Annotated in this window: 12 protein-coding genes; 6 read left to right on the forward strand and 6 right to left on the reverse strand. The window is 58.8% G+C overall.

The annotated features are described in order from the left end of the window. Window positions 1–11 precede the first annotated feature (11 nt). Entirely contained in the window at window positions 12–950 is a 939-nt protein-coding gene (locus AC1Z36_RS10360) for a phosphotransferase (protein ID WP_448938432.1), read from the forward strand. 16 nt (window positions 951–966) lie between these two features. Here the strand turns inward: AC1Z36_RS10360 and AC1Z36_RS10365 are convergent, their stop codons facing one another. The 3 genes from AC1Z36_RS10365 to AC1Z36_RS10375 all read right to left on the reverse strand — a co-directional run bounded on the left by AC1Z36_RS10365 (window position 967) and on the right by AC1Z36_RS10375 (window position 4,234). Then, window positions 967–1,158, reverse strand: coding sequence for a hypothetical protein (locus AC1Z36_RS10365; protein ID WP_332498565.1), 192 nt, complete (start codon window positions 1,156–1,158; stop codon window positions 967–969). Between the two features lie 74 nt (window positions 1,159–1,232). Beyond that, a complete protein-coding gene (locus AC1Z36_RS10370; RefSeq protein ID WP_332486769.1) occupies window positions 1,233–1,700 on the reverse strand; it encodes an NUDIX domain-containing protein in 468 nt (155 codons plus the stop codon). Further along, window positions 1,700–4,234 carry a DEAD/DEAH box helicase gene (locus AC1Z36_RS10375; protein WP_105656681.1) on the reverse strand — a complete coding sequence of 845 codons (2,535 nt, stop codon included), beginning with the start codon at window positions 4,232–4,234 and terminating at the stop codon, window positions 1,700–1,702. The genes AC1Z36_RS10370 and AC1Z36_RS10375 overlap by 1 nt, the downstream gene beginning before the upstream one ends. 197 nt (window positions 4,235–4,431) lie before the next feature. Here AC1Z36_RS10375 and AC1Z36_RS10380 point away from each other — a divergent pair, with 197 nt between their 5' ends. After that, window positions 4,432–6,900: a P-loop NTPase gene (locus tag AC1Z36_RS10380; RefSeq protein ID WP_448940422.1), complete on the forward strand. Its 2,469-nt coding sequence runs from the start codon at window positions 4,432–4,434 to the stop codon at window positions 6,898–6,900. Between the two features lie 134 nt (window positions 6,901–7,034). Then, window positions 7,035–7,826 carry a trans-aconitate 2-methyltransferase gene (locus AC1Z36_RS10385; protein WP_448940140.1) on the forward strand — a complete coding sequence of 264 codons (792 nt, stop codon included), beginning with the start codon at window positions 7,035–7,037 and terminating at the stop codon, window positions 7,824–7,826. Between the two features lie 45 nt (window positions 7,827–7,871). Here AC1Z36_RS10385 and AC1Z36_RS10390 read toward each other — a convergent pair whose 3' ends face one another. After that, window positions 7,872–8,513, reverse strand: coding sequence for a phosphatase PAP2 family protein (locus AC1Z36_RS10390; protein ID WP_402696041.1), 642 nt, complete (start codon window positions 8,511–8,513; stop codon window positions 7,872–7,874). Between the two features lie 111 nt (window positions 8,514–8,624). Then, window positions 8,625–9,278, reverse strand: a complete 654-nt coding sequence (locus AC1Z36_RS10395) for an MBL fold metallo-hydrolase (protein ID WP_402696043.1) — start codon at window positions 9,276–9,278, stop codon at window positions 8,625–8,627. An 82-nt stretch (window positions 9,279–9,360) separates the two neighbouring features. On the opposite strand from AC1Z36_RS10395, the gene AC1Z36_RS10400 reads away from it, so the two are divergent. Next, window positions 9,361–9,738, forward strand: a complete 378-nt coding sequence (locus tag AC1Z36_RS10400) for a GntR family transcriptional regulator (protein WP_402696044.1) — start codon at window positions 9,361–9,363, stop codon at window positions 9,736–9,738. Between the two features lie 651 nt (window positions 9,739–10,389). On the opposite strand, the gene AC1Z36_RS10405 is transcribed toward AC1Z36_RS10400, so the two are convergent. Further along, window positions 10,390–10,686 carry a hypothetical protein gene (locus AC1Z36_RS10405; protein WP_402696046.1) on the reverse strand — a complete coding sequence of 99 codons (297 nt, stop codon included), beginning with the start codon at window positions 10,684–10,686 and terminating at the stop codon, window positions 10,390–10,392. Between the two features lie 259 nt (window positions 10,687–10,945). Between AC1Z36_RS10405 and AC1Z36_RS10410 the strand changes: the two genes are divergently transcribed. Continuing rightward, window positions 10,946–11,344, forward strand: a complete 399-nt coding sequence (locus AC1Z36_RS10410; RefSeq protein WP_402696048.1) for a hypothetical protein — start codon at window positions 10,946–10,948, stop codon at window positions 11,342–11,344. A 193-nt stretch (window positions 11,345–11,537) separates the two neighbouring features. Then, window positions 11,538–11,972, forward strand: a complete 435-nt coding sequence (locus AC1Z36_RS10415; RefSeq protein ID WP_402696050.1) for a GNAT family N-acetyltransferase — start codon at window positions 11,538–11,540, stop codon at window positions 11,970–11,972. The last annotated feature ends 71 nt before the right edge of the window (window positions 11,973–12,043 follow it).

A 12,043-nucleotide genomic window follows, 5' to 3' on the forward strand; every position in this document is an offset into this window, starting at 1 on the left:
TGATCCGAACCATGCAGTTTCAATTCACCCGGCGCATCACCTGGGATCAGCTTCCCGGCGAACTGCGCGCGCGGATCGAATCGCACCTTGGATCCCGGGTGATCCGGGCGCTAAGCCAAGCCTCGGGGTTTTCCCCGGGCAGCGCCGATCGGCTGCTCACCGCCGATGGCCAGCGGGTCTTCGCCAAGGCAGTGCATCCGGGCCTCAGCGCCCCGGCCACGGCATTGCACGCCCGCGAAGCGGCAATAGCGGCCAAGCTCCCGGCGGCCTTGCCGGTTCCGCAGTTCCTGGGGCGCATCAGCTGGCAAGGCTGGGAGGCCTTGGTCTTCGCTGAAGGCCCAGGGGCCAGCCCGCAGCTTCCCTGGCCGGCCGGACAGCTGGAACGGGTACTGGACACGCTGGCGCAGCTGGCTCATCAGGCCCCCGATTCCCTGATCGAGCTGCTGCCGACGCTGGAAGAGGAACTGCGCGAGGACGTAGACGGTTTTGCGCGGATCATGCAGGACGGCTGGCTTCCAGCTGATCCCTGGGTGGCGCAGAACCTGGAAGAACTCCATGGGCTGGCCATGGACGGTATCGGGGCGCTGGCCGGAGACCAGCTGGTGCATTCGGATCTGCGCTCGGACAACATCCTGCTGGGCGACGGCGGAGAAGTGCTGCTGGTGGATTGGCCGTGGGCTTCGCGGGGCGCCGCATGGTATGACGCGTTGACGGTGCTGGTTGAAGCGCGGATCTTCGACCCGGCGCTGGATGCAGATGCCATTGCCGCCTCCCACCCGATCTTCGAATCGGTGGGCGCGGACGCGGTCAGCGCGGTCTTAGCTGGACTGGCCGCCTACTATGTGGACGCGGCGCGCAGGCCCGAGGTTCCGGGGCTGCCCACGCTGCGCAGCTATCACGCGAAGCAGGCGGCCGCCACCGTTGGGTGGCTCAAGGCGCGGCTGGCCTAGCTGGCTATTGCAGGGGCTAGCTGAACCGGGCCGGCGTGGCATTTTCCCCGCGGTAGACCAGGGCCAGGCCCAGGACCAGCGAACCGAGCTGGACCAAGGTCGCCAGCCACGCGCCGGAAGCAAAGAGCTCGGACCAGCCGCTGAGCAGCCCGACCAGGACCAGCAGCAGGAGGCCTGCCCCGAGCAGGCGAAGCTTGTACCCGTTCATGGCCATACCCTACGGCACTGTCCGCGGCATTGCCACCGGACTCCGGGAAGATGCCTCGGGCATCGAGTGCGGGACTAGCCCAGATGCCGGGGCTGGTCCAGCGCCGTGCCGGATCCCATGCAGATAATTGGCGGCAAGCCGGAATCCAACCGGGAAAGTACCAGCTGTTCCTGCGCAACGAGGTTCTGCGGCAGGGCATCGAGCGGGAACCAGCGAAGCTCGCAGGCTTTCTCCGGTTCCATGAGGCGCGGAGTACCGTCCCACTGGCGCGCCAGGAAGAAGAAATCCACAGGGGATTGGGCGCCGCTGCCCGCTTGCAGGTAGCGGTGCACCGTGCACAGCGGCTGGAGCTGGTCTGCCGCGATCCGGATGCCCAGTTCCTCACGGGCTTCGCGAACGGCGGCGGCAACGGCAGCCTCGCCGGGCTCAACGTGCCCGGCGGCCGCCGTGCTCCAGAACCCGTCCATGTAGCCGGTTCCCGACCTCAGTTGAAGCAGGACTTCGTCGGCGCGCCGCAAGATGGCGTAGCTGATGGCGGGCATCAGGAGTCCAGGCGGCCCACCGAAGTCACCTTGACCACAGGTTCGCCGGCCTCGTCCGAGTCATCCAGCGAGATGGTGGCGGTGATGCCCCAGTCGTGGTGCTCGGATGGGTCGGCGAAGATCTGGCGCACCTCCCAGGTGCGCTGGGGCATGTCCTTGATGATGAACAGCTTCGAGCCGCGTCCGGCGGGACCGTCGTCGATGTCCTCGTGCTCGTCGAAGTAGTCGTCCATGGCATCGGCCCAGGTGTCCGCGTCGAAGCCGCTATGCCCGTCGAGCTCGCCTAGGGCCTTGTCCTGCTCGTCGGCGAACAGCTTCACGCGTCGGAACATCTCGTTGCGGACCATTACGCGGAAGGCGCGCACATTGCTGGTCAGCTTTTCCGGTGCCGGAGGCGGTGCGGTTTCGGTTGCCTCGCTCAGCTCGCCGCGGGAGAGCTCTTCCCATTCGTCCAGCAGCGAGGAGTCGATCTGGCGGATCATCTCGCCGAGCCATTCGATCAGGTCTTCGAGGTCCTCGCGCAGCGCGTCCTGGGGAACGGTCTGTCGCAGGGCCTTGTAGGCATCGGTGAGGTAGCGCAGCAGCACGCCCTCGGAGCGGGCCAGCTGGTAGTACTGGACGAAATCGGAGAAGCCCATGGCGCGTTCGTACATGTCGCGCACGATCGACTTCGGCGCCAGTTCGAAGTCCGAGAGCCACGGCGCGCCGGAGCGGTACTGCTCGAAGGCGCTTTCCAGCTTCTCGGCCAGCGGCATCGCATAGGTGATTTCATCCAGTGCGTTCATGCGGTCGTTGTAGTCCATGCCTTCGGCCTTCATCGCGGCGATGGCCTCGCCGCGGGCCTTCTTCTCCTGGCCGGAGAGCACCTGGCGCGGCTTTTCCAAGGTCGCCTCGATCACCGAAACGACATCCAGCGCATAGCTGGCCGAATCCGGATCCAGCAGGTCCAGGGCGGCCAGCGCGAAGGGCGAGAGCGGCTGGTTCAGCGCGAAGTTCTGCTGCAGGTGCACGGTCAGCTCATAGTAGTTGCCGTATTCGTCTGGCTCATTGCGGCGCACGACCACCTCGGTGGCGATCAGTTCGCGCAGGATTCCCAGGGCGCGCAGCTTCAGCTTGCGCTGGGACGCCGGGGTCTCGTGGTTTTCGCTGAGCAGGCGCTGGGCGGCCTCGAACGAATTGTCCTCGCGCTCCAGCAGGTTCAGCAGCATCGAGTGCGAGACCTGGAATGAGGACTTCAGCGTCTCGGGGGCGGCCTCGACGATCTTCTCGAAGGTCTTCTCGCCCCAGGTCACGAAGTTCTGCGGCGGCTTCTTCTTCGGGATCTGCTTGAGCTTGGAAGAGCCCTCGCCGTGCTTCTTCAGCGCCTTTTCCATGGCCTTGTGGTTCTCGATCGCATGCTCCGGAGCCTGCACCAGCACGGTGCCTGCGGTATCGAAACCTGCGCGGCCCGCGCGCCCGGCAATCTGGTGGAATTCGCGGGCGTTCACGATGCGCGTACGGGTGCCGTCGAACTTGGACAGCGCGGTGATCACCACGGTGCGGATCGGCACATTGATGCCCACCCCCAGGGTGTCGGTGCCGCAGATGACCTTGAGCAGGCCGGCCTGCGCCAGCTGCTCGACCAGGCGGCGGTACTTGGGCAGCATGCCGGCGTGGTGGATGCCGATGCCGTGGCGCACCAGGCGGTTCAGCGTCTTGCCGAACCCGGCGGCAAAGCGGAATCCGCCGATCATCTCGGAGATCTTTTCCTTCTCCTCGCGCGTGGCCACATTCACGCTCATCAGCCCGGTGGCGCGGTCGATGGCATCGAGCTGGGAGAAGTGCACGATATAGATCGGCACCTGCTTGGTCTTGATCAGTTCCTCCACGGCCTCCTGCACCGGCTCCATGGAGTAGTAGAAGTGCAGCGGGATTGGGCGCTCGGTGTGCGCGACGGTCACCGTCGGGGTGCCGGTGCGCTCTTCGAGTTCCTGCTCGAAGCGGGTGACATCGCCCAGGGTGGCGCTCATCAGCAGGAACTGCGCCTGCGGCAGTTCGATCAGCGGCACCTGCCAGGCCCAGCCGCGCTGCGGATCGGCGTAGAAGTGGAACTCGTCCATGATTACGCAGCCCACGTCCGCCTTGGAGCCTTCGCGCAGGGCGATGTTCGCCAGGATCTCAGCGGTGCAGCAGATGATCGGGGCGTCGGCGTTCACCGAGGAATCACCGGTGACCATGCCGACGTTCTCTGCGCCGAAGATCTTGCACAGGTCGAAGAACTTCTCGGAGACCAGCGCCTTGATCGGCGCGGTGTAGAAGCTGATCTGGTCTCGGGCCATGGCGTAGAAGTGGGCTGCGATGGCAACCATGGACTTGCCCGAGCCGGTGGGGGTGGCCAGGATGACGTTGTTGCCGCCGGCCAGCGCCATCGACGCTTCGTCCTGTGCGGGATAGAGGTTGATGCCACGGGTCGCGACCCATTGGCCGAAAGCCTCGTAGATTTCGTCGTCGGATACGTTCTTGGCGTCTGCTGGCAGATAATCGGTGAGCAACATGATGTTCCTAGCCTATCGGTTGAGAACTGTGACTGGGGGCTGGAACGTGTGTACGGTGCTTCTGTTCCCCCTCGTTGGACTTACAGAAACGGTTGAATCAAAAATAAATATTTGAGAACTTTAAGAAAGTAGTAGACTTTCTCACTTTAAAGATAGAAGTTTGTCTTGAACGGAACTTTTATGAGCACGAGGTGGAAATGTTGCCAGAATTTGATGATTCGAGATTGCAGGCTATCCGGAGAGCTGCGTTAAATGGTGAGTATCATCTATTGCTCGGGGCGGGCGCCAGCCGTGACTCTATTTCGGAAAGAGGTGCTAAATTACCGGGCAGTGTCGAACTGAGCCACGAGATCTCTTCAGCGTTCGACGTATTTTTGGAAGAAGGTGATTTTCTGTGGCGTGTGTATGACCGCGCCGTGCAAAAGGCGGGTATTGAAAAGGTTTATTCGTGGTTGAAAAGTAAATTCTGGAATGTTACTCCGCCGTATTGGATGGAATACTATGCTCGATTCCCCTGGAATTCAGTATGGACGCTAAATATTGATGATTCTTTTGAGTCCGCGTATAAAGACGCGGCAGGTCCGAGTTCACGTACTCTCCGTGTGTTGAACTGGGACGACGAATATAGTAGATCGAAAAATCTCGACGTTATTCATCTTCATGGTTTGGTTGACAACGAAAAAACTCGTGAGCTTGTTTTTTCATTGTCCGAATATGCAGGTTCGGCCGTCGTTAGGGCCGCGTGGCCACTTAACTTCCGTGATTCTTATGGAAATTCTCCTTTCGTAATTCTCGGTGCGAGGTTGAGGGATGAGCCCGATATCGAAGCGGTTATTGCTAGACGAAACCCGGCCAATGACGCGCCAAGCTTCTACGTGTCCCGTACGATTTCTGAAGGGATGCGCGATGATTTGGAGCGCTGGGGGCTAATTCCAATTGAGATGACGGCTGAAGACTTTGTGATGCAGTGGAGTGAACTTACAAAACTGGATTTGGAAAGACCAGTAGACAACGAATTCGAAGTTGGTCTAAGAGTTGGCCAACAATTCATTGAACTCAATAGTTACAAAAAGATGGGGAAGCAGAAAGATCATGATTTCTATGGTGGTGATGAACCGTCGTGGTCTGATGTTCTTCAAGAGCTTCCCGCTGAACTGGAGTGGGTTACTGACGCTAAAAGTAAATGCGGTGATCTAGGCACTAGGTTGAGGACAGCGTCCGTAATCGCGTATTCTGGAAGACGTCTTTCAGGAAGATCGACCGGCTTATTGCAGATCGCCTACTATTTGCACAAGACCGCATGGCGAGTTTTTTACTTTCGCAGCGAAGAAAGAATTGATATTGAGGCAATTATTTCCTATGCCGGAAATGGTAGAGAAGTAGCCTTAATGTTTGATGGGATAGCGGATATAGTCGATGACGTAAACGAGCTGATAACTCGCGCGCGGGCCGCTGATTTGAAAATTGTCTGTATAGCAGTTGAGGATACGAAACGAGTGGCCAGTATCCTAGGTCGTGTTGAACCCGCCTACCTTGCCTATAACCGTGTACACGCAATTCGGAGTAGGCTGAGTGGCAGCGATTCCACGCAGATCATCAAAAAGCTCGATAGCTATGGTCGGCTTGGCATTTTAGAAGGACAAACCCCTGCGACGCAGAATAAGCATTTCCGTGGGAAAGAGTTATTCGACGCCATGTCGAGGGTTGAGAATGCGCCAGGGTTTGGTCGTCGAGTAGGTGAGCTGCTAACCGGCATTGTTTCTAATGCAACACTTGAGATTGTACTGATTGCATCCTACGCCTCCTATGTGGATAGAAAACTGATTATCGTGGATGCCGCCCGCATGGTGAGTATGGATACGGATGACCTGATAGCGCTCGTTGAGAACGATGAGCATTTGGGGTCGTTGTTAACCACGGACGGCCTTCAGCTTCGCACTCGTCATCGTTGGATGGCATTGGACCATGTATTGGCACGATTAGGAACGCCGAATGCGCTGGCCGCGATAAGTCGAGGAATTCGACGAGTCGGGCCCAGGCTTAATCAGTCGAGCTATCGTGAGCGTAATGCAACGACGATGCTTGTTGGGTCAATGATGCAGCATAAGAATTTGGACAACTATTTTCATAGCGATGATCTGGACGAGTGGTATTCGGGGCTCATCGACGTTTTTGGTCAGTGGAGTGGGCACTACTGGGAACAACGTGCGATTCAAGCCCGGAGGGCTTCAAATGTCGACGTGGGACTTTTGGCCAAAGCTGAGTCATTTGCAATGCGTGCTAAAGAATTCTTGCCGGATACTTATAGGTACACGACTCTTGGGACTGTCCTCATGGAAAAGGCCGCACGGGCTGATGTTGACGTCCACGTATACTTCGAACGAGCCGAGAGTGCATTTCTGACTGCAGCGGAGCGCGACAGGGACTTATCTTCCAGTTTTGTGACTTGGAATGCCTACCTTCAATTTGCGCTTTATGTATTGGAGCGACTTAAAAAATCAATAATCGATGAGTCTTCCGCTGAGGGCGTCCATGACCTTTATGAAAAGGTTAAGGTGGCGTGGATGCATCGGTATAATATGGTCAGGTTGATTGCGGAATCCAACGATGATACATCTGAATCTTTAGAACGTTTACGCTCTAAATTTGATTCAATAGTTTATTGAATCTTGAATGCCCTAGATAGTAATTCGATTTTTTTGCTCGTATTTAAGGTCAAGAAGAGATGCTCTAGCCTATCGGTTGAGAACTGTGACTGGGGGCTGGATGTTGCGTGCGCCTCGGGTTTAGGCTCAGGAATATGAAATGGGATCCGACGAAATACACTGAATTCTCCGATTACCGTGGCCGACCATACAAGGATTTGCTGGGGCAGCTGGTCGCGGTTGATGCGTCGAAGATCATCGACCTGGGGTGCGGCCCGGGAAACATGACCCGGCTGCTGGCCCAGCGCTGGCCGCAAGCGCAGGTCACGGGCCTTGATTCCTCGAAGGAGATGATCTCCAAAGCCACCGAGAACGAGCACGAAAGCAACCTTGATTTCGCGCTCGCCGACGCCACGGCGTGGAACCCTGATGCCGACACGGACCTGCTATTCTCCAACGCAATGCTGCAATGGCTTCCGGGGCACCGCGAGCTGCTTGATCGATGGCTGAACAAGCTGAAGCCCGGTGCGAACGTGGCCATCCAGGTCCCGGGCAACTTCGGCTCTCCGTCGCATGCGGTGATGCGCGCAATTGCCGACAGCCCGAAGTGGTCAGGCAAGCTGGCAGGGGTGCTGCGCCACGACGACGTGGTGGGCGAGCCAGATGAATACCAGCGGATCTTCCTGGAGGCGGGGTTCCAGGCTAATGTCTGGGAAACCACCTACCATCAGCTGCTCGCGGGGGAGGACCCGATCCTGAACTGGGTTCGCGGGACGGCGCTGCTGCCCATTCGCCACACGCTCAGCGACGAAGACTATCGGGAGTTCGAAAACGACTACCGGGCCGAAGTCTCCACGCACTACCCGTCATTTGCTTCGCAGGACGGTACCGTCCTGACGAACTTCCCGTTCCGCAGGATTTTCATGATCGGGCACAAACTCGGCTGACTCGCTCCAGGACCGGCAACGGGATAGCCGTGGGGGCGCGCTGCTTCAGCGGACGGTTCCCGGGGTGTGCCTTTGCACCAGTCGCGGCAGCACATGGACGCAGACCAGGACGACCAGGGTGCCCAGCGCCGCCCCGGAGAAGACGTCGTGGACGAAGTGGGCGCCTACGCCCACGCGGGAGAGGGCAATGAGCAAGACGGCAGGTATCGCGTACATGGCCAGCTTCGGAAGGGCCAGCGTGCAGGCTGCGGCAATGCCCGCGGCGACGACCGAATGGTTGGACGGCCAGGACCAGTCGCCTGCCTCCGGGCAGGCCACCGCGGTGACGGCATCCAGGGCGCGGCAGGGGCGTTCTTCGGTAACCAGAATCTTGGCCAGTTCGCTCAGGCCATAGGCCGCTACCGCGCCAATGGCGCCTGGAACCAGGCGCCAGAACGCAACGCGGTCACGGAACCAGCAGTGGACTGCGAGCGTGCAGGCTCCGGCCATCAGCAGCATGAGCAAGGTCTCGGAAAAGAACACAGCTGCCGCGGAGAGCTGCGCTGACTGCGCAACTGTTCCTGAAATCCCCAGATACAAGGCATCACGCACCGGATAGGCGGCCATCGCCATCAACGCGAGGACCGCAATGAAGATGGCTGGCCGTGAAGGGGTGATGGCGATTCGTGCGGGGGAGGGAGAATTCACAGTGGAGATTATACGGATCTGATCCGGCTGCAGGCACCAGAAGTAAGAAGAGCCTCTGCCAGAGGAGGCTGGTGCCAGCGGCACGTCAGCCGCTGGCAACGCAGCCAGGGGCTACCACCCGCGTTCGCGCCACAGCTCCAAATTCGGGCGTTCCGCCCCCAGCGTCGTCGAATCGCCATGCCCCGGCAGAACCTTGGTTTCGTCGGGGAACCGGCCGAAGATGCGTTCGGAGACGTCTGTGAGCAGCGATAGGAACCGCTGCGGATCCTTCCAGGTGTTGCCCACGCCTCCGGGGAACAAGCTGTCGCCGCTGAGGACGACTGGCTGCCCGGAGGAATCTACCAGCGCATAGCCGATCGAACCTGGCGTATGCCCGCGCAAGTGGATCGCCTCGATGGTCACATCGCCCAGCTTCAGCTGGTCGCCGTGATTCAGCGCATGGTCGATCTTGACCCCGGATTCTTCAGCGATGCCGGCCACGTCGTCTGCACCGGCGTAGGTTGGCACCGGGTACTTCTCCACGGCGTCGGCCAGCGCGCGCACGTGGTCCCAGTGCTGATGCGTCGTGGCGATGCCGATAATGCGCGGATCGCTGGCGTCTTCACTGGCTGCCTGGATGAGCCGCTCGATGGCCTGCATGTCATCCGCCGCATCCACCAGCAGCTGCTCGCCGGTCTTCCGATTAGTCACCAGGTACACGTTGTTTGCCATGTCGGATACAGATACCCAACGGACGGTCACATCGTTCAGTAATAGTTCGTTCATGCAACCAGACTACGGTGCAGATCCCGGCTAACGCGATAGGCTCGGGTAAATACCAATCGAAGTCCAAAGGATGGAGCGCAGGATGACCGAACTGGAATTCATCAAGATCGAACCGAACTCGGGCGTGGCACCGTATCAGCAGATCCGCGAGCAGATCCTCGCTGCGATCGCCGAGGGCAAACTTGCTCCGGGCACCAAGTTGCCGTCGGTTCGCGCATTCTCCAGTACCCTCAACCTTGCGGTGAATACCGTCGCCAAGGTCTACAAGGAACTTGAGCTGCAGGGTGCCGTTGTCACCCGCGGCCGTCATGGAACCGTGGTCCAAGCTGCGGAGAATCGTGCTGAGCAGGAAGTCAGCGACGCGGCCGCCGACCTGGCCCGCATCGCCCAACTTTGGTCGGTCGACGAATCAACCGCGGTAAAGTACCTTCGCGCGGCGTTCAGCTCCTTGCCAAGGTAGCTCCGGGCGGCTCTGGAACTGATTCCGGGATCCAGCGGCAGGTGGAGCCTGATGAACGCGAGACGGGATAGGGGCATTCATTCCGGCACCAACCCTACGGCGATTAGCTGGCAAGGGAGCAGGACTCGGAACCTGGGGGGCACCTAACTCCAACAGACGATACCTGACTAGCACGGACCCACCATCGAGCGGGGACTATCCGCGAACCCGCCGCAATCCAAACCTGTGGGCCGTTCGGCGGGGACCTGCTGGAGCTGGCCCGCAAAAAGTGGCCGTTGGCGATAGCTGCGGAGATTGCCGACTGGAGCCTGGGAAACTAGGCCAACGCGCTGCGCCGGGCCGATCCTGCCTGCACGGTCCGCGCCTACGCGGACGCCTTCTGGCATCGCTCGGCATTGTGAGTATGTGCGCTCCGCTTCTCGGTCCAGACCCCCTAAGTCGCCCAAGCGAGTGGGAGCTCTAGAACCCAGGAATGCTGAATTGAAAGGAATGCCATGCGCGTGGGCGAGAATGTTCTGGATCATCTGCTCGATGCGAAGCATGCCCAATGCCGTGGAACACGTTGGGGTAGTCCACTTCATGGAAATGAGGCGACACCGGTGGGCAGGCCTCAGCACAGGATCAGGAAACCTGGCTCGTGAAATGATGGCGTTATGCGGTGTATTGCTGAATCACTGCCGGGATGGCAGTTAACATCGAGAAGAGCGCCAAGGCGGCAATGGCGTATCCAACCACGAGCGCAACGATTGCCAGCCAGCGGCCGCGTCCGCCGCGCAGGGCGATCTGGCTTAGCGCGACGTGGCCTGCGCCCACTGCCAAGATGGCCAGACCTGAATTGCCAAGGAACCACAGGCTCAACACGGCAAAGGTCACGAGGGTCAGGGCTGCAACGGAGAACTTGTTGATCGGTGCCGTATCCGCGAGTGGCAGGACTCTTTGCGTTGGCATGCGTTTCCTCCATCGATTGCTGTTACGACGGAGTCTGGATGTTTCGGCACTCGAAAGGCGAGAGTGGCCAGAAGATAAGTAGGATTCATGAGCTTCGGATCATCAGTATTGGCCGGGCAGTGGTCGTCCGGTTTGATATTTCGAACTGGTCTAGGTGGGTACGGCCAGGGGAACTCGCTGCGGGGCACGAGCGCGGACTGATTGTGGATGGCTTAGATGCATGAACGGATCACAAACGAATGATGCTAGTTTTTGGCTCATGAAAGATGACCAAAAGGTGCTGGACTACCTCGCCCAGCTGAAGGATCAGGTTGGGAAGGTCATAATAAATTTGCCGAAGGAAATTAGCTCTCAAGTCTACGTTTGTAAGCACCATATTCACATAGATCTTCAAGGTCCCAGGCTTAGTGTCTTCACACTGGTACTGGGCGGTGAAGCACCGGAACTCGTCTACGATGGGCGGTATATAGGATTTCGAACGATTCCCGCAGGCTTGGACGAAGTCATGGAATTTACGGAAGAAACGATCGATGACGTTGCGACTTTTGTCCTGAGCACGAAACCGCTATTAGCTCATAAAAGCTCCGTCTTTCGACGCGCTTTTATCTGCATACCGAGCAATCACGGACCGGAGTGGAAACTCAAGCAGTTCAGTTAACGCATTGGCGACTGGGAACATTATCCGGGGTGGTCAGCAGTACTGCCTATTGTCCTCCGGTCTGTGCCGTCCAAACGTGAAACTCTGTGCCAGGTGCTCATTTCCATCCGAGTATGCTCAGGATTACCTTGCGGGCGACGCGTTGCTGGCACTTGAACTGATCCGGGATTCCGTCGCGTACTAGAATGAGGCCATGGTTTCTATCCGCACAGCCGTTGATACCGACTATCCTTCTCTACTTGCGATTTGGCGCCGCTCAGTCGAGGCTACACACGAGTTCTTGACGCCAGCGGATATCGACTCCATTGAACCGGACGTAGCAAAATATTTGCCTCAGATGTCCGATTTGCGCGTAGCCGAAGAAGTTGGGCAACCGATGGGGTTCATCGCGATCGAGAACGACATTGTTGAGATGCTGTTTGTTGATGCTTTCGCACAGGGTCGTGGGATTGGGAGCGCCCTGCTTAATTCGGTCGTCACCGGCCGTGAATCCGTACGAGTCGACGTCAATGAACAGAATCCATCGGGACGAAACTTCTACGCCGCAAAGGGATTCACGCAGATAGGTCGGTCCGAAACCGACGGTGAGGGCCGAGCGTTCCCAATTCTGCACCTCGTGAGCACATAGGCACATTGACCACAAAGCTATCCGGGGCACATCCACACCGTCCCATATGGCTGTCCTTTAAACGAGCGCCC

The organism is Glutamicibacter sp. BS14, from assembly GCF_056934375.1.